The sequence below is a fragment of the Streptomyces sp. TP-A0356 genome, from assembly GCF_001417775.1.
GTDB lineage: Bacteria > Actinomycetota > Actinomycetes > Streptomycetales > Streptomycetaceae > Streptomyces.
The window spans coordinates 83140-106881 of record NZ_BBZJ01000018.1 but is presented as its reverse complement, the minus strand read 5'-3'; the positions used below and the strand labels follow the sequence as shown (position 1 = coordinate 106881).

Sequence of the window (23742 nt, the reverse complement as noted above, 5' to 3'; positions counted from 1 at the left end):
ATAGGCTGAAAGCATGACGCGAGCCGAGCAGCCAACGGCCCCCAATCCGGCCCCAGACGACGCCCTGGTCGCAGATTCCCGCGAGCGCGCCGTTCGCGCGCTGCTGCGCCGACCGCAGTTGAAGCGGCTGTGGAGCGCCCAGCTCGTGAGCGGCATCGGGGACGCCCTCGCCCTGCTCGTACTGGTCGCCCTCGCCCTCCAGGCGGCCATCGCCGAGGGCTCCTTCGGCGGCGGTTACCGGGGCCTCGGGTTCGCGATCGCGACCGTCTTCGGGGTGCGTGTCCTCGCCACCCTGCTCTTCGGGGCCGTCCTGCTGGGACCGCTCACCGCGCTGACGTCCCCGGAAGGGCCGCTCGATCGCCGCTGGACCATGGTCGGCGCGGACGGACTGCGGGCCGCCCTGCTGATCGTCGCCCCCCTGTGGATCGACTGGACCCCGGCCAACGCGCTCACGATCCTGCTGGTCACCGCCTTCGTGACCGGCGTGGCCGAGCGCGTCTGGACGGTGTGCCGGGAGAGCGCGGCGCCCGCGCTGCTGCCCGCGCCGCCGCTGGAGGGCGCGACCGTGCGCCCGCTGCCGGACCACATGGACGCGCTGCGGCGTCTGTCGCTGCGCACGGGGTTCGTGGCGGTTCCGCTGGCGGCCGCGGGACTCGTCGTCGCGTCGCTGCTGAACAACCTGCTGGGCACGGCCATCACCTGGTTCGCCCAGCACCAGGCCGCCCTCGCCTCGTACGTGGCGGCGGGACTGTTCGCCGCCTCCCTCTCGGTGGTCGCTTCCCTCGAACTGCCCGGCACACGTACCCCGCGCGCGAGGTCGCCGCTGGAGGGCCTGCGCCGGCCCAGGACAGGCACGGGCCTCGACAAGGGCCGTACGGGCGTCGACAAGGGCCGTACGGGCGCGATCCCGCTTCTGGTGCCGGCCTGTGCGGCGGTCGCAGGGGCGGTCTCGGCCGCCGTCGCCGTCTCCGTGCTGCAGGCCAAGGACATGGGTGGCGGCCCGGTGGCCTACGGCCTGCTGGTCCTCGCGCTGACGGGCGGCACCGCCGTCGGCATCCGTACGGCGCCCAGCGTGCTGCCGTCGCTGTCGCGGCGCCGGCTGCTCGCCCTGGCGATCGCCTTCACCGGGGTCGCGCTGCTCGCCGGCGGGCTCGTCCCGGACGTCACCAGCGTGCTGCTGATCCTGGCGCTCGCGGGCGTCGGCGCGGGCATCGCCGCGAACACCGGGCACACGCTGCTCGACCAGGAGGCCGAGGACCACCGGCGGGCGCGGACGACCGAGCATCTGCACGCGGTCGTACGGGTCTGTGTCGCCGTGAGCGCGCTGGTGGCACCCCTGGTGGCCGGGGCCATCGGCCCGCACCGGCTGCAGAGCGACCGGTTCGTGTTCGCCCACGGAGGCGCCGCGTTCACGCTCATGCTGGTCGGCGCGCTGCTGCTGCCCGTGGCGGCGCTGGTCCTCGCCAAGGTCGACGACCGCTCCGGTGTCCCGCTGCGGCACGACCTGCGCGACGCCCTGCGCGGCGGGGACGACCCGGCGCAGGCACCCGCGGCGCACGGGTTCTTCATCGCCCTGGAGGGCGGCGACGGCGCCGGGAAGTCCACCCAGGCCGAGGCGCTCGCGGAGTGGATCCGGGCCAAGGGGCACGAGGTGGTGCTGACCCGCGAGCCGGGTGCGACGCCGGTCGGCAAGCGGCTGCGGTCGATCCTGCTGGACGTCTCCAGCGCCGGTCTGTCGCACCGTGCGGAGGCGCTGCTGTACGCGGCGGACCGCGCGGAGCACGTGGACACGGTCGTACGGCCCGCCCTTGAGCGGGGCGCGGTCGTGATCTCGGACCGGTACATCGACTCGTCCGTGGCCTACCAGGGGGCGGGCCGTGACCTGTCCCCGACCGAGATCGCCCGGATCAACCGGTGGGCGACCAACGGTCTCGTACCCCATCTGACGGTTCTGCTGGACGTCGCGCCGGAGACCGCGCGTGAGCGGTTCACCGAGGCGCCGGACCGGCTCGAGTCGGAGCCGGCCGAGTTCCACGCGCGCGTGCGGTCCGGTTTCCTCACGCTGGCCGCCGCCGACCTCGGGCGCTATCTGATCGTCGACGCCGGACAGGAGCCGGAGGCGGTCACGACCGTGATCCGGCACCGCCTCGACCAGATGCTGCCGCTCTCCGAGGCCGAGGTGAAGGCCCAGGAGGAGGCCCGCAGGAAGGCCGAGGAGGAGGCGCGGCGCAAGGCGGAGGAAGAGGCCGCGCGCAAGGCCGAGGAGGAGCGGCTGGAGCGCGAGCGCAAGGAGCAGCTCGCCAAGCTCCGCGCCGAGGAGGAGGAGCGCAAGCGGCGCGAGCTGGAGGAGGCGCAGCGTCGCGAGGCCGAGCGGCAGGCGGAGGAGGCCCGGCAGCGGGCCGAGGAAGCCCGTCGGCGTGCCGAGGAGGAGCAGGCGCGGCTTCTCGCCGAGGAACAGGCACGTGCGGCCGAGGAAGCGCGCAGGAAGGCCGAGGAGGAGCGGCGGCGCAAGCAGGCCGAGGAGGAGGCCCGGCTGCGGGCCGAGGCCGAGGAGCGTCGTCTCGACAAGCAGCGGAAGGCCGAGGAGGCCCTGCTGCGGGCGGAGGAGGCCCGCCGGGCCGCGGCCGAGGCGGCGGCTTCGGCCGCCGTGGCGGCTTCCGGCACGGCCGGCACCGGGACTGTGGCTTCTTCCGGGGCTTCGGGTTCTGGAGCAGCCGGTTCCGGCGGGGCCGGGGCTTCCGGTTCTGGTGGTGCCGGGGGCGCGTCCTCGTCCGGCCGCGCGCCGGACAACGAGACCACGGTTCCCACACCGCTGGTGACGCCGACGAACGCGTCGGGCGGGCCGGTGGAGGACACCGCCGTTCTGCCACCGGTGCGACCGCGGGAGACCGACGCGGAGACGACGGCGAAACTGCCGAGACCGCCGGAGCCGCAGGGAGCGGCCGACGAGACGGCGGTTCTGCCGCCGGTGGTGCCGGGTGCCGCCGACGAGACGGCCGTGCTGCCGCCCGTACGGGAGGGCGCTGCCGGTGATCCGGCGGACCGGGTGCCGCCGGGCTTCTTCCGGGACGAGCGACAGGCACCGCGGCCCGAGGGGGCCGAGGACCGCACGCGCGAGCTGCCGCAGATGGACGCCGAGGGCCGTCCGCGCCGCCGACCCCGTCCGGAGTGGGCCGAGGAGACCCCGCTGGACGACCTCCCGACCTTGGCGGACGAACTGCTGGGCCCGCGCGAGGACGAGGGCTGGGACGACGGCCGGGGCCGCGGTCGGCGCGGCTGACAGACCGCACCCCCGGGGCATCCGGTAGGGCCGCGCCTTGGTGCGCCAACGGCCGCAGGCACCGGACGTGACCGCTGGTCGTGAGTCCGCCCCGCCCGTGGTCAGTGGACCGGTTGTCAGTGGCGACCCGCACAATGGATCGCGGCAGGGCGAAGCGCGAGGGAAGGGCGGTGTCCCGTGACCGTGTGGGACGACCTGGTGGGTCAGGAGAAGGTGAGCGAGCAGCTCGACGCGGCTGCCCGTGACGCCGACGCCCTGGTCACCGCGGCCACCGCCGGCGCCCCGCCGCCCGAGGCGTCGAAGATGACGCACGCCTGGCTGTTCACGGGTCCGCCGGGCGCGGGGCGTACGCGGACGGCGCGGGCGTTCGCCGCGGCGCTCCAGTGCGTGAGCCCCGACCGCGCGCTCGGCGGCGCCCCCGGCTGCGGCTTCTGCGACGGCTGCCACACCGCCCTGGTGGGCACGCACGCGGACGTGACCACGGTCGCCGCCGTGGGCACGCAGATCCTCGCCGACGACATGCGCGACACCGTCCGCAAGTCGTTCACGTCACCGGCGAACGGCCGCTGGCAGGTGATCCTCGTCGAGGACGCCGAGCGGCTGAACGAGAAGTCGGCCAACGCCGTTCTGAAGGCGGTGGAGGAGCCCGCTCCTCGTACGGTGTGGCTGCTGTGCGCCCCGTCCCTGGAGGACGTCCTGCCGACGATCCGCTCCCGCTGCCGCCACCTGAACCTGCGCACCCCCTCCGTGGAGGCGGTCGCGGACATGCTCGTACGGCGCGACGGCATCGAGCCCGAGGTCGCGGCCGCCGCCGCCCGCGCCACCCAGGGCGACGTCGACCGTGCCCGCCGGCTCGCCACGGACGAGCGCGCCCGGGCGCACCGGGCCGCCGTGCTGAAGCTTCCGCTCCGGATCGACGACATCGGCGGCTGCCTCAGAGCCGCCCAAGAGCTGGTGGACGCGGCCACGGAGGACTCCAAGCAGCTCGCGGAAGAGGTCGACGCCAAGGAGACCGAGGAGCTGAAGGCCGCGCTCGGCGCGGTGCAGGGCGGCCGGATGCCCCGCGGCACCGCGGGCGTGATGAAGGAGCTGGAGGACAAGCAGAAGCGCCGCAGAACGCGTACGCAGCGCGACAGCCTGGACCAGGCCCTCACCGACCTCACGGGCTTCTACCGCGACGTCCTCGCGCTCCAGCTCGGCTCCCGCATCGCCCTCGCCAACACGGACGCGGAGGACGCCCTGGAGCGGCTGGCCGGTGCCGGAACGCCCGAGTCCACCCTCCGTCGTATCGAGGCGATCGCCGCGTGCCGGGACGCCCTGGACCGCAATGTGGCCCCCCTGCTGGCGGTGGAGGCGATGACGATGGCGCTGCGGGCCGGGTGACGGCTCGCGTGCGGCGAAGCCCCTGAGAGCGATACGGCCGGCGGCGGATTGACTTCGTCACTCGTACGAGGTGCCCGGGCCACTGTCAGCGATCAATCCGTCGCGCAGGGTTACTCTCACGAAATGCACACCAGGCGCATTCCCGGAACGCCCCTTCGTCCCGCTGGTCCCGCTAGTCCCCCTCGTCCCCCCAGTCCCCGCAGTCCCCGCAGTCCCCGCAGTCCCCGTCGTTCCCATCCGTTCCGCCCCCCGTCCTTCCTCCGCCCGCCGCACCTGATGCGGACGGGCGGCACGCTGCTCGCCGCTGCCGCACTGTTCGTCTCGGCCTGCTCCTCCGGCGGGTCGACGATGGCGTCGGCGGACGCGGCGCTGGCCGCGCTGCCCCGGTCCACGCCGTCGGCCCTGGCCCCGTACTACGCGCAGAAGCTGACCTGGCGCAGCTGCGGAGTGCCCGGCTTCGAGTGCGCCACGATGAAGGCGCCGCGCGACTACGCCGAGCCGGCGTCCGGGGACGTCAGGCTGGCCGTCGCCCGCAAGAGGGCCACCGGCCAGGGCAAGCCCCTCGGCTCGCTGCTGGTGAACCCGGGCGGCCCGGGCGGCTCGGCAGTCGGCTATCTGCAGCAGTACGCGGGGATCGGCTACCCGGCGGAGGTCCGTGCCCGCTACGACATGGTCGCCGTGGATCCGCGCGGTGTGGCCCGCAGCGAGCCCGTCGAATGCCTCGACGGCCCCCAGATGGACGCGTACACACAGACGGACATGACGCCCGACGACCAGGCGGAGACGCGTCGGCTGGAGGACGCGTACAGGCAGTTCGCGGAGGGCTGCGGGCGGCACTCGCCGGACCTGCTGCGCCATGTCTCCACGGCCGAGGCGGCCCGTGACATGGACATCCTGCGCGCGGTGCTGGGCGACCGGAAGCTGACCTATGTGGGGGCGTCGTACGGGACGTTCCTCGGGGCCACGTACGCGGGGCTGTTCCCGGACCGGGTCGGCCGGATGGTGCTTGACGGCGCGATGGACCCGTCACTGTCGCCCCGCAGGCTCAGCGAGGATCAGACGGCGGGCTTCGAGACTGCGTTTCAGTCGTTCGCGAAGGACTGCGTCCGGCAGCCGGACTGTCCGCTGGGTGGCCCGGGCACTCCGCCGGCGAAGGTCGGCGACAACCTGAAGGCGTTCTTCGACAAGCTCGACGCGTCCCCCATCCCGACGGGTGACGCGGACGGCCGCAAGCTCGGCGAGGCCCTGGCGACGACCGGGGTGATCGCCGCGATGTACGACCAGGCGTCCTGGCCCCAGCTGCGTGAGGCCCTGACCTCGGCGATGCGCGACCGCGACGGCGCAGGTCTGCTCGTCCTGTCGGACAGCTACTACGAGCGGGGCGCGGACGGCAGGTACTCCAACCTCATGTTCGCGAACGCGGCCGTGAACTGTCTGGACCTGCCTCCGGCGTTCTCGGGTCCGGAGGACGTGGAGAAGGCGCTCCCGGCGTTCGAGAAGGCCTCGCCGGTGTTCGGCAGGGGGCTGGCGTGGGCGTCGCTGAACTGTGCGTACTGGCCGGTGCGGGCGACGGGGCAGCCGCACCGCATCGAGGCCAAGGGGGCGGCGCCGATCGTGGTGGTGGGCACGACCCGGGACCCGGCGACGCCGTACTCCTGGGCGCGGTCCCTCGCCTCCCAGCTCTCCTCCGCCAGGCTTCTCACCTACGACGGCGACGGCCACACGGCATACGGCCGCGGCAGCAAGTGCGTCGACTCCACGATCGACGCGTATCTGCTCCAGGGCACCCCCTCGGCGCAGGGAAAGCGCTGCTCATAGGTGCCGCGCCATCCCCGGAGGTGGCGCTTCCGGGCGGTGGTCAGAGCACCCTTGGAAACTGTGTAGACTTACCGGCGTTGCTGATCGCACCATAGTGCGGTCAGCGCGCCGCCTTAGCTCAGATGGCCAGAGCAACGCACTCGTAATGCGTAGGTCTCGGGTTCGAATCCCGAAGGCGGCTCCACTGGTACCCCAGGTCAGATAGTCACTGACCTGGGGTTTTGTGTTGCTCGGGGCATGACGCGTCACACGGCCGGGGTGCCGTGAGATTGCTTGCGTGAGCGATGCGTGAGCGGAGGGGACGCGGCCCTACTTGTTGGGCTTCTTCCGCCGGGCCTTCTTCTTGCCCTCGGCCTGGGCCTTGTTGGCGCGCTTGGCCTTCTTCCGTGCCTTCTCCGCCTTGCGCGCGGCCTCTTCCGCCTCCGCCTTCCGCTGGAGGGGGACCAGCTTGGCGGTGGCCTCGGGGGCGAGGGTCCTCTGAGGCGGATCGAGCCCGTTGTCGGGCGAGCCGTGGTAGGCAAGGTTGATGATCAGCCGACTTCCTCTCGACGAGCAACTTGAGTCCCTGCGCGCGGTGCTGTCGCGTAACGAAGTGCTGACGGAGGTGCTGGCGCGGACTGCGACGTTGGATCTGCCTGGGTGGTATGTGACGGCAGGGTGCCTGTTCCAGACCGTGTGGAACGTGGTCACGGACAGGCCGCCGACCAGCGGCATCAAGGACTACGACGTCTTCTACTTCGACGAGGGCGATCTGTCCTGGGAAGCGGAGGATGCCGTGATCAAGACCGGGCGGGAGGTCTTCGCCGGCCTCCCTGCAGAGGTCGAGATCCGGAACGAGGCACGGGTTCACCTCTGGTATGAGGACAAGTTCGGGGTGGCGTGTCCGCCCTATGACTCCACTGAGTCAGCGATCGACAGCTTCGCCGCGACGACGTGCTGTCTGGGAGTTCGTGTGGAGACCAACGGCCGGTGGCGCGTGTATGCGCCGCACGGGCTCTCGGACGTGTTCAACCTCGTCGTTCGTCCGAACCCGGTGCTCGCTCCGAGGCCGGTCTATGAGAGCAAGGCGGCGCGGTGGCGTGAGCAGTGGCCCGAGCTGACGATCCTGGAGTGGCCGTCCGGGAGCGTCACGTCGGCCTCACCCGTCGGCTGACCTCGGCGGCGCAGGTGGCCCAGTCGCCCGCGGAGAGCCGTTGCCAGGCGAGTGGTTCCCGGGCCGAGTGGCCCCTCAGCCTTGTCCCGCCGCCATGCGCTGCCGCACGGCCTCGTAGGTGAACAGGGCGGCCGACACCGCCACGTTGAGCGAGTCCACCTGACCGAACATCGGGATCTTCGCCTTGGTGTGGCTGCCCGCGAGCCACTGGTCCGACAGGCCGTACTTCTCGCTGCCGACGAGGATCGCCGTGGGGCCGCTCATGTCGACGTCCGCCATCAGGACGTCCGTGTCGGGGGTCGTGGCGACGACGTTCACCGAGTGCTCGGCGAGCCAGTGCATGACTTCCTCGGAGTCGGCCGAGGCGATCGGGACGGCGAACACGGTGCCCTTGCTGGCCCGGATCACATTGGGATTGCCCCAGTCGGTCACGGGGTTGGCCGAGATGACCGCGGTCACTCCGGCGGCGTCCGCCGTGCGGAGCATCGAGCCCAGATTGCCGGGCTTCTCGACGCTCTCGCAGACGAGGAAGAGGGCGCGCTCACCGACCTCGATGCGGGAAAGGTCGGTCTCGATGTCCGGCACGACGGCGAGCCAGCCGTCCGGGCCCTCGCGGTACGCGGCCTTGTCGAAGGCCTGCCTGCTGAGGCTGAAGAGGGCGGCTCCACGTTCGGCCGCACGGGCCACCAGGTTCCTCGGGTCCGCGTCGCCGGTCAGGGCGGGGCAGAAATACAGCTCGCGGGGACGAACGCCGGCCCGCAGCGCGAGATCCAGTTCCTCATAACCCTCCACGAGGGTCACTCCGGAATTCTGCCTGTTCCTTCGGCGGCGGAGGGCGGCGAGTTCCTTTACGTGAGGGTTGCTCGGGCTGGAGATTTCCTTGGGCGAACCAACCCGCGGGATGGACGGCATCGGCGGTGGGAATCACGGTGCCTTTCGGCGCCGATCCTCCGCCCCCTTTCTCTTGTGCTGCGCGCGGTCGTGGCCAGGGTACCCGACCCGGTCGGGCCGCCGCTGCACGCCCGCCAACCGGGCCCCTGCCCGGAACGGTTGAGGGTTACGTACGGTCCTGTGGCAAGGCCGCCCGGCAGTGCGTGAATTCTCCCTTGCGTGATCCAGCGGCAAGAGGAGCCGTAGTGCGACGACGTATTGGACGGGAAATTCACGGTGCCCCTTTTCGCATGTTCGGCCGGCGGAAGGAATGCGAGCGCTTCGCGGAAGCTGGTCCGAGCGGGGTTTGGCTCGTGTCACGGAAAACGGGGGCGGACGGACGCGCGGTGGTGGGCCCGGGGAGGTGCGGTCAGGGCGGGGCGCGTCGGGGCGGGGTGCGTCAGGGCGGGGCCGTCAGGGCGGGGGCGGTGGTGGTGGCGGCGCGTGTCTGTTCGTACGGTTCGAAAAATCGTCCGGTGCGGGGAGAACCAGCGGACACAAAGCGTCCTCTTAGTGAACGGCTAGCATCGCGTGCACAGTTCGTCGGGCGGATGGGGTGGGTGTCGTGTCACAGGCGGAGCAGGAGCCGGGGCCCCGAATCGCCGTGGCCGTGGTGACCATGGGCAACCGGCCCGCCGAGGTCGACGCCCTGCTCACGTCCGTGGCCAAGCAGGACCTCGCCCCCTCCCGTGTCGTCGTCGTGGGCAACGGCTGCCCCCTGCCCGAGTTCGCCGAGCGGCTCGGCCTGCCCGGGGAGGTCACCTGCATCGAGGTCGACGAGAACCTCGGCTGCCCCGGCGGTCGCAATGTGGCGCTCGCCCGGCTGCGGGAGTTCGGGGACGTCGACGTGGTGGTCGAACTCGACGACGACGGGCTGCTCGTCGACGCCGATGTGCTCCGGCGCGTACGGGACCTGTACGCCGCCGACCCCCGGCTCGGGATCGTAGGGTTCCGCATCGCCGACGAGCACGGCGAGACCCAGCGGCGGCACGTGCCTCGGGCGGGGGACGCCGACCCGATGCGCGGCGGACCCGTGACCGGCTTCCTCGGCGGCGGGCACGCGCTGTCCATGGCGATGCTCGCCGAGACCGGCGACTGGCCCGCCGAGTTCTTCTTCGCGCACGAGGAGACGGATCTCGCGTGGCGGGCGGCCGACGCCGGCTGGACCATCCTGTACGCGCCCGAGCTGCTGCTCCAGCACCCGAAGACCTCGCCCGCCCGGCATGCCATCTACTACCGGGTCACGGCCCGCAACCGCGTGTGGCTCGTGCGGCGGCGGCTGCCCCTTGCGCTCATCCCCGTGCACCTCGGAGTGTGGATCGCCGTCACTCTCCTGCGGACTCGTTCGGCCGGCGCGCTGAGGGCCTGGTTCGGCGGGTTCATGGAGGGGGTCCGTACCCCGGGCGGCGATCGGCGGCCCATGCGCTGGCGCACGGTGTGGCGGCTCACCAGGCTCGGCCGGCCGCCGGTCATCTAGTGCTGCGACCGGAAAGGATCACCGGCTCGCGACGCCCGGCACGGCACCTCGCCGCGTTGTCGCATCGCCCGAGTACATCCAGTACGCGGGCGACGCTCCGCCTTGCGATGCACCGCACCGGACGCCGCGAGCTTCCCGGCAAACCTTTCCGGCCACAGCACTAGCCCGGGAGGGGCGGCCACCGGCTCGTTGAGTACGTCGCGTCAGCGTGGTCGGCCATGGGTCGTCCGGGCCGGTGAGCGCGGATGGCCCATGTCGCTGCGGCCGCCGCACCGGGCATCGGTGCCGACAAGCGAGCGGCGCATCGGTGCCGACAAGCGAGCGGCGCATCGGTGCCGACAAGCGAGCGGCGCATCGGTGCCGACAAGCGAGCGGCAACGCCCGCAGCTCGCGGAACGACGAAGGACCCGGTCGTTCACCTCCGCCGACCGGGCCCTGCGCTCTCCCCGGATCCGGCCACGGCGGCGACACTCCCCCGAGTTACGCATGTACGCGCGCGCCGTCGGGCCAGATCCGATGAATAGATCACATCAGGCCACGCCAACAGATCGCTAACATGTGGCCAACGGTTCTTCCGAGCCGTGAGCTGGCCGGTTCCCGACGGGTGGGCAAACCGGACCGCGATGGGAGGCGCGGCGATCGGGCCGTGCGGAAGGGCAGCGGGCGGCTATGCGGTACGGGCTGCGGTTCGGACTGCTGGGTCCGCCCGTCGTGTACGACGCCGACGGGCAGACCCGGGCGATCGGCAGTGGCAAGATGCGTGCCCTGCTGGTCGCGCTGCTGCTGGAGCCGGGCCGGGTCGTCCCGGTCGACGCACTCAAGGAAGCGCTGTGGGGCGGGGCGCCCCCGGCCTCCGCGCACGCCTCCCTGCAGAACCATGTCACCCGCCTGCGCCGCCTCCTCGGCGACGACGGCCCCGAGCGGCTGCGTGCCGTACCACCCGGCTATCTCCTGCGGGTGGACGCGGGCGAGTTGGACGTCCGGGTCTTCGAGGGACACGTCGTCACGACCCGCGCCGCGCACGCCGGGCGCGACTGGGAGCGCACGGTCCGCGAGGCGTCCGGCGCGCTGGCGCTGTGGCGCGGGGCCCCGCTCAGCGGACTGCCCCTGGAGAGCGGGGGACACGCGTTGGTGCAGCGCCTGGAGGAGGCGCGGCTGCTCGTCCTGGAGTGGCGGTACGACGCCGAACTGCACCTCGGCGGGACCCGACTCGGCGGTCTTGCCCCGGAGTTGGCGGCACTGGTGGCCGAACACCCGTTGCGGGAGGGCTTCCACCGGCTGCTGATGCTCGTCCTGCACCGCACGGGCCGCCCGGCAGAGGCCCTGGCTGTCCACCGCGACCTGCGCGAACGCCTCATCGAGGAACTCGGTGTCGAGCCTGGGGCCGCCGTACGCGAGGCCCATCTGGAGATCCTGCGGGACGACCCGGCCGGGCACGGCAACCGGCAGGGGAGCCCGGGCCGTACGCAGGTCGACGGTGCGCGGGGTGGGCGTACCTACGACGGCGGTGCGTGGGGTGGCTGTACGCACGTCGACGGTGCGCGGGGCGGACGTATGCACAACGGCGATCCCCGGCACGTCGACGGCGACGGGGCAAGCATCGGTCTCAGGCACGCCGACGGGGCAAGCATCGGTCGCACCTATGCCGACGGGGCAAGCATCGGTCGCACGTACGCGAACGTTTCAGCGCCGCACGGCGCGCACGGCGAGAACTGCCAGAACTGCCAGAACTGCCAGGACTGCGAGAAGGGAGCGAAGGGGGCGAAGGGGGCGAAGGGGGCTAAGGGCGAACGCGGTGAAGTCGGCGCGGAAGGCGCGAGCGGCGACAGCGGCACGGACCCCGGCCGGGCCGGCTCCGAACAGGACTCCGGCGTCCGGAACCCGAACTCCCAGGCCGCGCCCGCCGTGCCCCGCCCCGCCCAACTTCCCGCCGCACCAGCTCACTTCACCGGCCGCGACACGGTACGCGAGGAACTACTCCGCTTCCTGGGGGCCGAACACGGTGCGCCCGCCGTCGCCGTGCTCAGCGGTATGGCCGGAGTCGGCAAGAGCGCGCTCGCCCTGCATGTGGCACATGGACTGAGGGAACGTTTCTCCGACGGTCAGCTCTACCTCAATCTGCACGGTGCCATGCCCGGTATGACCCCGCTCACCCCCGAGCAGGCGCTCGCCGCGCTGCTCTGCGACCTGGGTGCCGACCCCCGTCGTATCCCCGAACAGCCCGCCGCGGCCGCCGCGTTGCTCCGCTCGCTGCTGGCCCCCACCCGCACCCTGATGGTGCTGGACGACGCCGCGCACGCCGCCCAGGTGCGTCCGCTGTTGCCCGGCGGCCCTCGCTGCGCGGTCATCGTGACCAGCCGTTCCCCGCTGACCGCGCTCGACGGTGCCCACCGCGTTCCGCTTCCGCCCCTGTCCGACGAGGACAGCGCGGCCCTGCTCCGCGCGGTCTCCGGCCGGGACGGGCTCGACGCCGGGCATCCGCTCGTGGAACTCGCCGGCCGTCTGCCGCTCGCCCTGCGGGTCGTCGCCGCGCGTCTCGCCGCCCGTCGCGCGCTCACCCCGGACATGCTGGCGACCCAACTGGCCGCCACCGAGGGGCGGCTGCACCACCTGGAGTACGACGACCTCAGCGTCCGCAGCTCGCTCGCCGTCGCGCACGACGCGCTGCGCGCCTCCGACCGTGAGGCGGACCGGGACGCGGCGCGCGCCCTCGGCCGTATCGGCGTGCTGGACCTCCCCGGCTACGGGGCGCCCCTCCTCGCCCGCGTCCTCGGCGCGGACGAGCGCCGCGCGGAGGCCGCCCTGGACCGTCTCGTCGATGTCGCGCTCCTGGAGGAGACCGCGTACGGGCGGTACGCGCCGCACGACCTCGTCCGGGACTTCGCCCGTGAGACCGCGGCGAGCGAGGAGCCCGCGATGACGGACCACACCGCAGCGGACCTCGCCCTGCGCTGGTACGCCGCCGTGGCCGCACGTGCCTACGAGGCCATCGTCGAGCCGGGCGCCGAGCGCGCGGACCGGCTCCGGGAGACCCCGTCACAGCCCGGGACGCACACCGCGGACGTGGCGGGCGTGCGCGCCTTCGGCTCCGCACAGGCCGCCGCCGACTGGATCGTCCTCGAACTGGAGAACATGGTGGCGCTGGTGGAACGCCACGCGGAGACCTCCGCCCATGTCCCGCTGCTCGTCCGCCTGATCGCCACGCATCTGCAACGTCGCGGCCGGGTTGCCGAGTTGGAGGTGCTCGTCCGGGCCGCCCTGCGCGGGGCACGCCGGCTGGCGGACGCGCCCGCGGAGGGGTATGCGCTGCTGGACCTGGCCGGGCTGCACTTCATGAAGGGCCGCGGCAACGACGCCGTCGCCCTGCTCGACGAGGCACTGGAGATCTGGCGGCGGCTCGGGTACGTCTCCTGCCTGTGCCGGGGCCTCAACAACCGGGCGCTGCTCCTGGAGAGCCTCGGCCGGTACGAGGAGACCGGCGAGGCGCTGCGGCAGTGCCTGGAGTACACGCGCGTCCTGAACGATCCCATGCAGGAGGCCATCACCTACAGCAACCTCGGCAACCTGTACGAGCACACGGACCCGCGGGCCGCCATCGGCCACCACCGCCGGAGCCTGGAGATCGGCGAGCGGATCGGTCATGTCATCGTCCGTCACTCCGCGCACTGCAACATCGGCTTCGCCCACCTCACGCTCGGTGAACCGGACGCCGCCGTACCGCATTTCGAGGAGAGCCTGCGCATCCTCGGCGGTCACGGCCACTGGCAGGGCGAGTCGCAGACGCGGCTGGGGCTGGTGCGGGGGCTTCGGGGGCGGGGGGACGCGGCGCGGGCCGCGCACGAGTGCGATGTGCTGCTGACCCTGGCCACCCGCTGCGGCGACCGCTACACCGAGGGCCTGGCCCGGCACCAGCGAGGCCTGCTCCACCGGGCGGAGGGCGACGCGGGGGAGGCCCGGCGGCAGTGGACGTCCGCCCTTGCCGCGCTGGACGGGACGGACAGTCCGGTGGCCGGGGAGCTGAGGGAACTGCTGGCGGAAGGGTGCACCGGCGGGGGAGGGAAGGAGGCATGGGCCTCGGGAGGAACACCGGCCGGCAGGCCGGCCGGCGATCCCTCTCCGTCCGTGGGGGGCCTCACTTGGCGTCCGCGTAGCACTCCACCACCGCCGTCGTGAACGGAATCCGCACCGGCGTCTCGCCGAACGTCAGCCGCATCGCCAGGGACGACGCCTCCTGGATCGCCGCGACCACCGTGTCCGCCTCGGCGGCCGGGCAGTGCACGACCACCTCGTCGTGCTGGAAGAAGACCAGTTCGGCGGCGAGGTCCGCGCAGGCGCGGCGCAGGGCGGCGAGCAGCAGCAGGGCCCAGTCGGCCGCGCTGCCCTGCACGACGAAGTTGCGCGCGAATCGGCCGCGGGCGCGGGAGTTGGTGGAGGCGTACCCCGGCAGCCACTGGTGTGGCTCCTCGGACGCGCCCGGCGGATCGTCCTCCTGCGGGATGCCCGCCTCCTCCGCCGCGTCCTGCGAGGCCCCGGCCGCCGGAGGGGACGTACGCCCGAGCCAGGTCCGTACGAGCCGGCCCTCCTCACCCGCGCGGGCCGCGTCGTCGACGTACGTGACCGCGCGGGGGAAGCGGCGGCGCAGCGCGGCGAGGTTCTTCAGACCGTCGCCGGAGGTCTGGCCGTAGATCGCGCCGAGCACGGCGAGCTTGGCCTGGGCGCGGTCGCCGGAGAACGCCCGGTCGGACACCGACTGGTAGAGGTCGGTCGCACGGCCCGCGACCTCCATGAACACCGGGTCGCGGGAGATCGCGGCGAGGACGCGCGGCTCCATCTGGGCGGCGTCCGCCACGACCAGCCGCCAGCCGGGGTCGGCGACGACGGCGCGCCGGACGACCTTCGGGATCTGCAGGGCGCCCCCGCCGTTGGTGACCCAGCGGCCGGTGACCGTGCCGCCCGGCAGGTACTCGGGACGGAAGCGGCCGTCGCGCACCCAGTCCTGCAGCCAGGACCAGCCGTGGGCGACCCAGATGCGGTACAGCTTCTTGTACTCCAGCAGGGGCTTCACGGCGGGGTGGTCGAGGGACTCGATCTCCCAGCGGCGGGTGGAGCGCACCCGGATGCCGGCCTGCGCGAAGGCCTTCACGACGTCGGCGGGCAGATCGGGCCGGACCCGGCGGCCGAAGGCGGTCGACACCTCGTCGGCCAGTTCGGCCAGTCGCCGGGGCTCGCCGCCGCCCGCGTACCGCTCGCCGAGCAGTTCGTGCAGCAGGGCGCGATGGACGTCCGCGCTCCACGGCAGCCCGGAGCGGTTCATCTCGGAGGCCACCAGCATGCCGGCCGACTCGGCGGCGGTGAGCAGTCGCATGCGCTCCGGGTGCGCGGTGGCCTCATGCCTGCGCTGCTGGTCCGCGTACACCTCGACCAGGTCGCCGAGGGGGAGATGGACCGGGCTCGGCTCGAAGAGGGAGGACTGTGAGCCGGGCTCGGCGGAGCGCGACGGGGGATCCGGCGGAACCGGGCCGCCGCGCAGCCGGGCCAGTGCGGCGGCGGCCGACCGGGGCTCGCCGAGGCGTCCTTCGTGGCCCAGGAGGAGGGCCTCGGCCGCTTCGACGTCATAGCACCGGTCGACACGCACCCCCGCGGCGAGCAGACGTGGCTGGACGTCGGCGGTGGACCGCCACACCCACCGGGTGACCTCCGGCCGCGCCCGGACGGCCTCGGCGAGATCCCCCTCCCTGACCACGGGCCCGGTGAGCAGCCCGTCCGGGCCGAGGGCGGCGACCTCCACGCCACCGTCCTCGGCCGGAGCGAGAGCCCAGCGCCCGGTCATGCCGCGAGTGTGACAGGGGGGTCCGACAACGGGCCGGACGTGCAGCCGGCCCGCCCGCGGCCCGCTCGCCGGGTCCCGACGACCACCGGCCGGCCGTGCGCCCGCTCTGCCTTGGCACTCCTGGCCGGGCAGTCGGTCGCGATCCGCCCCTGAGCGGTCGGTCCTGGTTCGCCACTGGGTGGTCGGTCCTGGTTCGCCGCTGGGTGGTCGGCGTGCGTGGTTGCTGGGTGGTCGGCGGAGTGATGGGCCTGCACGGTCGCGGAGCGGTGGGCCCGCGTCGGGGCCTTGGCTCAGGCCTCCTCTTCGCCGGTCTCTTCGCCGGTCTCTTCGCGGGTCTCGAGGAGCGCGGCCAGAGTCTTCGCGACGTACTGCTCGGTCGTCGTCTTGTCCACGCCGAGGCCGGTCAGCAGGCCCTCGCCGTGCTCCAGTTCCAGGAGCGCGAGGAGGATGTGCTCGGTGCCGATGTAGTTGTGGCCCAGGCGGAGAGCCTCCCGGAAGGTGAGTTCCAGGGCCTTCTTGGCGGCGGGGGCGTAGGGGACGAGCTCAGGGACCTCCTCGGCGCGGGCCGGGAGCGCCGCCGTCGCCGCCTCGCGCACCGCCTCCAGGGAGACACCCTGGGCCACGACCGCCTTGGCCGCGAGCCCCTCCGGCTCGGCGAGCAGTCCCAGGACGAGGTGCTCGGGGACGGTCTCGGCATTCCCCGCGGCCTTCGCCTCGTTGTGCGCGGCCATGACCACGTTCCGCGCCCGGGGTGTGTAGCGGCTGAATCCCTGGCTGGGGTCGAGGTCCGCGGACTCCTTGGGCACGAAGCGCTTCTGGGCCGCTTGCCTGGTCACCCCCATGCTCTTGCCGATGTCGGTCCAGGACGCCCCCGAACGCCGGGCCTGGTCCACGAAGTGGCCGATCAGATGGTCGGCCACGTCGCCGAGGTGCTCCGCGGCGAGCACCGCGTCCTGGAGCTGGTCGAGTGCGTCGCTGTGGACCTTCTTGATGGCTTCGATGAGGTCGTCGAGACGCAGGTTCGCTGTGGTGTCGGGCTTCGACGTCATGTGTCAACCGTAGGTTGACAAGAGCCCATCGTCAACCCGAAGTTGACACTCGATGTTCCTGCCCGGGTGCCGCCGGCGACCGCACCACCAGTGCCGTCCCCGTGTCACGATCGAACGCGTGAGTACGACGACCACCGTGGACCGCGCCTTCGAGGCAGCCCTCTACGACGACACCGACGCGGCCCTCGACACCGGCGCCTCGCTGCTCGCCGCCGACCCCTCGGCCGACGTCGAACTCGCCCGGCGCGGTGAGCAGTTCGTCGCCGCGGCCTGGCGGCGCGGCTGGCAGCCCGCCGACGTCGTACGCATCGTCCGCCGCCAACTGGACGACCTGCACGTACGTCTCGTGTCCGCGCTGATCGTCGAGGAGGCGGGGGAGCGGCCGCCTCCCGGTCCGCGCTGGGCCGCCCAGCTCCAGGACCTCGACGGGGAACCGCCGCGCGCCCCCGACCGTTTCTCGTACGCCACCGCCGTACTGCAGCTGTACCGGCTGCTGCTGCGCCTCCCCACCCTCGACTCCCTCGACGTGCCCCGGCAGTCCAGGGCCCGGCAGCAGCCGGAGACCCGCATGCTCGCCCGCATCCGCGCGCTGCTCGCCAAGGCGGAGGCGACCGGGTATCCGGAGGAGGCGGAAGCGCTCAGTGCCAAGGCGCAGGAACTGATGGCGCGGCACAGCATCGACGAGGCGCTGCTCGCGGCCCGTACGCACGCCGAGGACGGGCCCGGCGCCTGCCGCATCGGTGTCGACCCGCCGTACGAGACGGCCAAGGCGGTGCTCCTGGACGCGGTGGCGGACGCGAACCGTTGCCGCGCCGTGTGGCACGAGGCCCTCGGCTTCTGCACGGTCATCGGCTTCGAACCGGACCTCGACGCCGTCGAACTCCTCTACACCTCGCTGCTCGTGCAGGCCACCGCGGCGATGACGAAGGCGGAGGCTGCGCAGCGCAAGGGCGGCAGGAAGCGTACGAAGACGTTCCGGCAGTCCTTCCTGGCCGCGTACGCGCACCGCATCGGTGACCGGCTCCGGGCGGCGGCCGAGGAGCAGGTGGCCGGAAGCGAGGGCGAGTTGCTGCCGGTGCTCGCGGCCCGCGACGTGGCCGTCACGGACCGCATGGAACGGATGTTCCCGGACACCGTGACCACCCGGCTGCGCGGGGTCGACGACACGGCCGGATGGGAACAGGGCGCCGCGGCCGCGGACCGGGCCCAGGTCGCGGGACGGCCCCGGCTGCCGTGAGTACGGGGGGCGGCCGCCCACGGCGCGCCCGAATCCGGGGAGTCGGTCATGGTCATGTGCGCCCGGGGCAGCCCCCGTGGTGACGTGCGCCGGGGAGTCGGCCATGGTCCCGTGCTCCCGGGAAAGCCCCCGTTGTGTGACGTGCGCCGAGGGAGTCGTCGGTCCCGTGAGTACGGGGGACGTCCGTGGTTCACGTGCGCCGTGGGGGTGGTCCGTGGTTCAGGTGCGCCGCGGACCGGTCGTGCGTGGGCTCCGGGTCCGGCCGGCGGTAGGGCGGGACCGCGGGCCAGTCGCCGACCGCGGCCGCGGGTCAGTCGCCCGCGACCTGGATCGGGCTCACCGCGGCGTCGGGGGTCTTCGCGTCTTTCAGTGACACCTCGCCGTACGACCACGGGTAGCTCTGCGCGGCGCCGGCGCCCGGGATGGTGATCTTCACGGTCTTCGCCGAGGCGCTGAGCGAGCCGCCGGCCTTCCCGCGGACGTAGGTGATCGTGAAGGTCGCCGCCTCGCCCTTCTGCAACGTGACCTTGGCCGGCTTCGCGGCCTTGTCGACCGTCACGTTCCAGGAGGAGTCGCCGTCCAGCTCGACGCCGGGGAAGCCCTCGAAGCTGCACTTGCCGCCGCTGCGGTTCGTGATGGTGACCGGGACGTTGCCGGTGTCGCCCGCGGTGGTGGCCGCGTTGGCGGGGCCCACCTTGACGGCGATCGGGCAGGCGGGCTTCTTCCCGGCGTCGTGCGTGCTCTTGCCGCCGCAGGCGGTCAGGGTGAGGGTCGCGGCGAGAGCGGTGACGGCCAGCGGGACGGGGAGGCTGCGCATGAGGGTCCTCTGAGATCGTGACGGTGTCCATGGATCATCACGCAGGCGGGCGGCAGTGCGTTGCGCGCCCCCCCCTCAATGCCTCATGCGCCGCCTCAAGATCCCCATGCGCCGGGGGCCGTGGACGTCATGACATCTCCCGTATGTCCCCGCATATCTCCCGTACGCTGGCGGAATGAGCTGGCTGCCGGCGCTGAAGGAGGCCGCACGCTCGGGGCTGAGGATCGAGCGGAAGCGACTGGAGCCGCTCGTCGCGGTGCGCGGTGCGGCCGGACTCGCGCTCGTGATCGTGGCGAGCCTCTGGCTGTTCGGACCGGCCGTCGCGGCCAGCTCGGCGTTCGGCGCGAACCAGGCGGCGATCGCCACCTTCCAGCGCAGCTGGCGCCCACGCCCCGAACTGGCCCTCGTCTCGGGCGCGAGCCTCGCGGTCAGCACCTTCCTCGGTTACCTCACCGTCTCCCACCCGCCGCTGTTCCTGACCCTGCTCGCCGTGTGGACCTTCGTGGCCGGGCTGAGCTGGGCCGCGGGGACGACGGCCGGTCTGATGGCCGCCTCGAACGTCGCGATGATGCTGGTGACGGTGACCCTGCCGACCTCCGTGGGCGCGGCGGCGGGCCATGCCGCGATGATGATCGTGGGTGGTGTGGTGCAGGCCGTGCTGGTGGTGCTCTTCCCGGTACGACGCTGGGGTGCCCATCGTGACGCGCTCGCCGACGCGCTGGCCGCCGAGGCCGACTACGCGCGCCGGCTGCGCCAGGACCCGGTCGCGCCCTTCGACCCGCTGCCGCTGATGGAGGCCCGCGCCGCCGCCGCCGTCACCCCGCGCCAGGCCCGCCGCCGCCCCGCCGAGCTCCATGGCGCCCGGGGCCTCGCCGAGCGCATCCGGCCGGTCCTCGCCTCGCTGGCCGACCCGGCCGTCGGTGTCCCGCGCGAGGGCCGCGAACGGGACCGGGTGCATGAACTGCTCGGTGCCGCCGCCGAGATCCTCGACGCCGCCGCCCAGGCCATCCGGCACGGCACCCCGGTCGAACTCCCGCCGGCCGCGGTCGCCGCCCTGCGCACCCCGGACACGGGGGCGATCCTGACGGGGCCCGCGCATCGGGCGGCGGAACGGCTGCGGACCCTGCTGCAGGACGTGGTGGAGACGGCCGGAGGCACGCGGGAGGACGAGAAGGCCATGGGCGGGGGCGACCCGCCCAAGCACCTGGTGCGCCCGAGTCTCGTCCGCCTGGTGCCCGTCGTCCTGCGCGCCATGCGCAAGGAACTGCGCCCCGGCTCCCCGATCGCCCGCCACGCGGCCCGGGTCTCCGTCGTCGCCGTCGTGGGGTACGCCCTCGGCAACGCGCTGCACTTCGGGCACGGCTACTGGGCTCCGCTGGCCGCGGTCATGATCATGCGGCCCGACTTCTCGCAGACCTACAGCCGTGCCATCGCCCGCTTCTGGGGCACCCTCATCGGCGTGGCCCTCGCCACCGGAGTCGTACGGCTTGCCACTCCGGGCCCGGTGCTCTCCGCCGCCCTCGCGGTGCTCTGCGCCGCCCTGATGTACCTGATCATGCGCACCGGGCAGGTGGCGACCCAGGCCTGCATCGCCGCGTATGTCGTCTTCCTGCTCGGCATGATCGGCGAGCAGTGGACCCAGACCGTCCCCGAACGCGTCGTCCTGACCCTGCTCGGCGGCCTCCTCGCCATGGTCGCGTACGCCGTCTACCCGGCCTGGGAGACCCCACGGCTACGCAACCGGCTCGCCGACTGGCTGGCCGCGCAGGGGCGGTACGCCGCGGCCGTCATCCGCCGCTACGCGGAACCCGCCGGCAAGAACGCCCCGGATGTGCGCGAGAGCCTCCTCGCCGCGCGCACCGCCCGCGCCGCCTGGCACGAGGCCTTGGCCCGGGCGCGCAACGAGCCGGTGCGCCACCGGGGTCTGTCCCGGACCGCGGCCGACGAGGCCGAGGAGGCACTCGCCCAGATGGGCCGGGTCGCCATGCTCCTGGAGGCGCACCTCCCGGAGCGCGGCGCCAGCCCCGTACCGCCGGCCGCCCGCTTCGCGGACGCCCTGCGCACCGCGACGGAACGGGGCGCGAAGGCCATCCGCGAACGCCGGCCGCCGTCGTGGGACGCCGTACGCGAGGCGCTGCGGAAGTGGGACGAGGAGGAGGACGAGGGGGACGAGGGGGACGAGGGGGACGAGGGGGACGAGGGGGACGAGGAGAACACGAAGGCCGGTGACCCCGCCGCCGCCGCGATCGTCCGCCGGGGCGCGGGCCTGATCCTCGAGGCCCTGGAACAACTCACCGCGGCCCTCGACACGGACGTGCCACCGATGACAACCGACGGACTCACACAGAAGGCCGACGAGCCCCCGCAGGATCCCGGGCGCGGGGAGGAGCCCGGGGGCAGGGAGGAGATCGGGCGCGGGGAGAAGCCTGGGCGTGGGGAGGAGATCGGGCGCGGGGAGGAGCCCGGGCACGTGGTGGGGCCTGGGCGCGCGGGGGAGTGAGTGCGGGGGAGTCTGGGCGCCCGAAGGACGAGGGTGCGCGAAGGGGATAGGGCGCGGGGGAGCCGCGGCACCCGAAGGACCAAGGCGCGAAGGAGCTGGTCGCCCGGGGATTCCGGGCGCGCCGAGGGCCGGGCGTGACCAGGAGTCCGGGGGTGACCGGGGGTCCGGGGGTGACCGGGAGTCCGGGGGCGCTGCGAGAGTCGGGCTGATGCGGATGCTGATGCTGCGAGAGTCGGCTGATAGGGGATCTGTCCGTGACGGGACGGATGTGCGCGGCAGGATTCCGGGCGTCATTCCCGGTCGCGAGGGGAGGCCCGGTCCCGAGCCAAGGCCCTGCCGTGAGGCAAGCCCCGGCCCTGGCGCGCCTGCCGTGAGGCAAGGCCCTGCGGTGAGGCGACGTCCGGCCGCGAGACGAGGCCGTGCCGTGAGGCAAGCCCCGGCCCTGGCGCGCCTGCCGTGCGAGGCCCTGCCCTGAGGCGAGCCCGGCCCCAATGCGACCGCCAGATCCAAAGGCGCCGCCCGGCCCTACGACCACGCCCCGCCGTGGGGCGAGGCCCAAAACGTGAAGCCCGGCCTTGGCCCGAGCCCCGGCCACGCCGACGGGCTGCGGCACCCGGGATTCCACAGCGCGTCGGCGCAGGCGAGCCGCGTTCGGCAGGCGCCGTCGTGTCAGGAGCCCAGGCTCGCCGTCGGCAGCCCGCTCGGCATCTTGCCGCCCTCGGACCTCGTGTACGTCTCCGCGCCGATGCCGCCCTGCCACGTCACCTTCATGCCCGCGGAGGTCACGGAGTCGACCATCCCGGTCCGGCGGTTCTTGCTGCCGTCCGTGCACTTCAGGTGGATCATCTCCATCCCGGCCTCCTCGCCCGCGGTCCCGCTGCACACGGTGCCGCCCGTCGTGAAGAGCGCGGCCTGCTTGCCGGTGATCACCAGTGCCACGGCCTTGCCGTCGGTCGTGGCCAGCCAGCTGCCCTCCAGCTTCCCGGGCTTGGCGCTCGGGGCGCCGGAGCCGTCACCGGTGGCCGCCGGGGACGAGGACGAGGACGCGCTCGGCGCGGAGGAGCCGCCGTCCCCGGAGCCACTGCTGCAGCCGGTCAGCACGAGAGCGGCCGTCAGCCCCGCGGCCGCGAGCGCGATGCGCGCCTGCCGGCGCGTGACAGAGGTCGCCGAAGTCACTGAAGTCTCCTGAAGTTGCCGACGAGGTCGTGTGAACGACCGCAGCAAGCTACCAGGAGGACTTACGGACGCCGGGCAGGTAACCGGCGTGCGCTTGCTCACGCAGATTCACCCGGGACAGACCGAAGGTACGGAGGTATCCGCGCGGCCGGCCGTCCACGCTGTCCCGGTTGCGCACCCGGGTCGCGCTGGCGTCGCGGGGCTGACTGCGCAGCTCCCGCTGGGCGGCGAGCCGTTCGGCCTCGGTGGACGACGGGCGGCGGATGATCTCCTTGAGCTCGGCCCGCCGCCGCGCGTACCGGGCGACGACCACCCGGCGCTTCTCGTTCTTCGCGATCTTGCTCTTCTTCGCCATATCGCTCCCTCGCCCCCGTCAGATCTTCACGCCACGGGCGCGGATCCGGGCCACGGCCGCTTCCACACCGATGGTGTCGACGGTCTTGATCCCCTTGGCGCTCAGCCGAAGCCGTACGTGCCGGCCCTCGCTCGGCAGCCAGTAGCGCTTGGTCTGGATGTTGGGGTCGAAGCGGCGGGAGGTCCGCCGGTGGGAGTGCGAGATCCGGTTGCCGAAGCCCGGCTGGGCGCCGGTCAGCATGCAGTGCGCGGACAAGGGTGATGCACCTCTCTCGGACGGGTTGTGTAAATGGAATTCATTTTCAGTAACATAGCAGCATGGCACGCAACGAACTCCGTCCCGTCATCAAGCTCCGGTCCACGGCCGGCACCGGGTACACCTACGTCACCCGCAAGAACCGCCGGAACGACCCGGACCGGATGACCCTGCGCAAGTTCGACCCGGTCATCGGCCGGCACGTCGAGTTCCGAGAGGAGCGCTGAGCCCGATGCGCAAAGGCATCCATCCCTCGTACGGGCCCGTCGTCTTCCGTGACCGGGCCGCCAACCACGCCTTCCTCACCCGCTCGACCATGACCAGCGCCAAGACCATCAAGTGGGAGGACGGCAACACCTACCCGGTGGTCGACGTCGAGATCTCGAACGTCAGCCACCCGTTCTACACGGGCACCGCGCGCGTCCTGGACACGGCCGGGCGCGTGGAGCGCTTCGAGCGGCGGTACGGGAAGCGGGGCTGAG

General features: G+C 73.0%; 18 protein-coding genes and 1 tRNA gene. 11 read left to right on the top strand and 8 right to left on the bottom strand.

Annotation, left to right across the window (positions count from 1 at the left end; translation table 11 throughout):
• Positions 1-13 precede the first annotated feature (13 nt).
• The 4 genes from tmk (at position 14) to ASC56_RS15690 (ending at position 6665) form a co-directional block, all read left to right on the top strand.
• Positions 14-3280 (top strand): dTMP kinase, encoded by a 3267-nt coding sequence (gene tmk / locus ASC56_RS15705; protein WP_055492034.1) that lies wholly within the window; start codon positions 14-16, stop codon positions 3278-3280.
• Between the two features lie 177 nt (positions 3281-3457).
• Entirely contained in the window at positions 3458-4663 is a 1206-nt protein-coding gene (locus ASC56_RS15700) for a DNA polymerase III subunit delta' (protein WP_055492033.1), read from the top strand.
• A gap of 276 nt (positions 4664-4939) precedes the next feature.
• Positions 4940-6481, top strand: a complete 1542-nt coding sequence (locus tag ASC56_RS15695) for an alpha/beta hydrolase (RefSeq protein WP_055492032.1) — start codon at positions 4940-4942, stop codon at positions 6479-6481.
• 107 nt (positions 6482-6588) lie between these two features.
• Positions 6589-6665 (top strand) — tRNA-Thr (locus ASC56_RS15690).
• A gap of 125 nt (positions 6666-6790) precedes the next feature.
• Here ASC56_RS15690 and ASC56_RS41895 read toward each other — a convergent pair.
• Entirely contained in the window at positions 6791-7171 is a 381-nt protein-coding gene (locus ASC56_RS41895) for a hypothetical protein (protein ID WP_234376965.1), read from the bottom strand.
• On the opposite strand from ASC56_RS41895, the gene ASC56_RS15685 reads away from it, so the two are divergent.
• A complete protein-coding gene (locus ASC56_RS15685) occupies positions 7056-7634 on the top strand; it encodes a nucleotidyltransferase family protein (protein ID WP_234376964.1) in 579 nt (192 codons plus the stop codon). The genes ASC56_RS41895 and ASC56_RS15685 overlap by 116 nt on opposite strands.
• Before the next feature lie 75 nt (positions 7635-7709).
• Here ASC56_RS15685 and ASC56_RS15680 read toward each other — a convergent pair whose 3' ends face one another.
• Positions 7710-8546, bottom strand: a complete 837-nt coding sequence (locus tag ASC56_RS15680) for an RNA methyltransferase (RefSeq protein ID WP_055492030.1) — start codon at positions 8544-8546, stop codon at positions 7710-7712.
• A 583-nt stretch (positions 8547-9129) separates the two neighbouring features.
• On the opposite strand from ASC56_RS15680, the gene ASC56_RS15675 reads away from it, so the two are divergent.
• Positions 9130-10041: a glycosyltransferase family 2 protein gene (locus ASC56_RS15675; protein ID WP_371330067.1), complete on the top strand. Its 912-nt coding sequence runs from the start codon at positions 9130-9132 to the stop codon at positions 10039-10041.
• Positions 10042-10710: 669 nt separating this feature from the next.
• The gene (locus tag ASC56_RS15670; RefSeq protein WP_234376963.1) at positions 10711-14214 is read left to right on the top strand and encodes a BTAD domain-containing putative transcriptional regulator; all 3504 of its coding nucleotides are present in this window, start codon (positions 10711-10713) and stop codon (positions 14212-14214) included.
• On the opposite strand, the gene ASC56_RS15665 is transcribed toward ASC56_RS15670, so the two are convergent.
• Both ASC56_RS15665 and ASC56_RS15660 read right to left on the bottom strand, forming a co-directional pair.
• Positions 14174-15871, bottom strand: coding sequence for a bifunctional 3'-5' exonuclease/DNA polymerase (locus ASC56_RS15665; protein WP_055492028.1), 1698 nt, complete (start codon positions 15869-15871; stop codon positions 14174-14176). The genes ASC56_RS15670 and ASC56_RS15665 overlap by 41 nt on opposite strands.
• A gap of 290 nt (positions 15872-16161) precedes the next feature.
• Positions 16162-16920, bottom strand: coding sequence for a Clp protease N-terminal domain-containing protein (locus ASC56_RS15660; RefSeq protein ID WP_055492027.1), 759 nt, complete (start codon positions 16918-16920; stop codon positions 16162-16164).
• Positions 16921-17038: 118 nt separating this feature from the next.
• Here ASC56_RS15660 and ASC56_RS15655 point away from each other — a divergent pair, with 118 nt between their 5' ends.
• Complete coding sequence (locus tag ASC56_RS15655) at positions 17039-18157, top strand: DUF2786 domain-containing protein (protein ID WP_055492247.1); 1119 nt, start codon at positions 17039-17041, stop codon at positions 18155-18157.
• Positions 18158-18467: 310 nt separating this feature from the next.
• On the opposite strand, the gene ASC56_RS15650 is transcribed toward ASC56_RS15655, so the two are convergent.
• Positions 18468-18974 (bottom strand): DUF4232 domain-containing protein, encoded by a 507-nt coding sequence (locus ASC56_RS15650; RefSeq protein WP_055492026.1) that lies wholly within the window; start codon positions 18972-18974, stop codon positions 18468-18470.
• Positions 18975-19149: 175 nt separating this feature from the next.
• Here ASC56_RS15650 and ASC56_RS15645 point away from each other — a divergent pair, with 175 nt between their 5' ends.
• The gene (locus ASC56_RS15645; RefSeq protein WP_199836000.1) at positions 19150-21474 is read left to right on the top strand and encodes an FUSC family protein; all 2325 of its coding nucleotides are present in this window, start codon (positions 19150-19152) and stop codon (positions 21472-21474) included.
• Positions 21475-22143: 669 nt separating this feature from the next.
• Here ASC56_RS15645 and ASC56_RS15640 read toward each other — a convergent pair.
• From ASC56_RS15640 to rpmB, 3 genes are read right to left on the bottom strand one after another with little or no spacing between them, the layout of a single operon-like run.
• Positions 22144-22650 carry a hypothetical protein gene (locus tag ASC56_RS15640; RefSeq protein ID WP_055492025.1) on the bottom strand — a complete coding sequence of 169 codons (507 nt, stop codon included), beginning with the start codon at positions 22648-22650 and terminating at the stop codon, positions 22144-22146.
• A 49-nt stretch (positions 22651-22699) separates the two neighbouring features.
• Positions 22700-23005: a 30S ribosomal protein S14 gene (rpsN, locus tag ASC56_RS15635; protein ID WP_055492024.1), complete on the bottom strand. Its 306-nt coding sequence runs from the start codon at positions 23003-23005 to the stop codon at positions 22700-22702.
• Positions 23006-23023: 18 nt separating this feature from the next.
• Positions 23024-23260: a 50S ribosomal protein L28 gene (rpmB, locus tag ASC56_RS15630; RefSeq protein ID WP_055492023.1), complete on the bottom strand. Its 237-nt coding sequence runs from the start codon at positions 23258-23260 to the stop codon at positions 23024-23026.
• Between the two features lie 62 nt (positions 23261-23322).
• Here rpmB and rpmG point away from each other — a divergent pair, with 62 nt between their 5' ends.
• Together rpmG and ASC56_RS15620 are read left to right on the top strand one after the other, a co-directional pair.
• Positions 23323-23487: a 50S ribosomal protein L33 gene (gene rpmG / locus ASC56_RS15625; RefSeq protein ID WP_055492022.1), complete on the top strand. Its 165-nt coding sequence runs from the start codon at positions 23323-23325 to the stop codon at positions 23485-23487.
• A gap of 5 nt (positions 23488-23492) precedes the next feature.
• Positions 23493-23741, top strand: a complete 249-nt coding sequence (locus ASC56_RS15620; RefSeq protein WP_055492021.1) for a type B 50S ribosomal protein L31 — start codon at positions 23493-23495, stop codon at positions 23739-23741.
• The last annotated feature ends 1 nt before the right edge of the window (position 23742 follow it).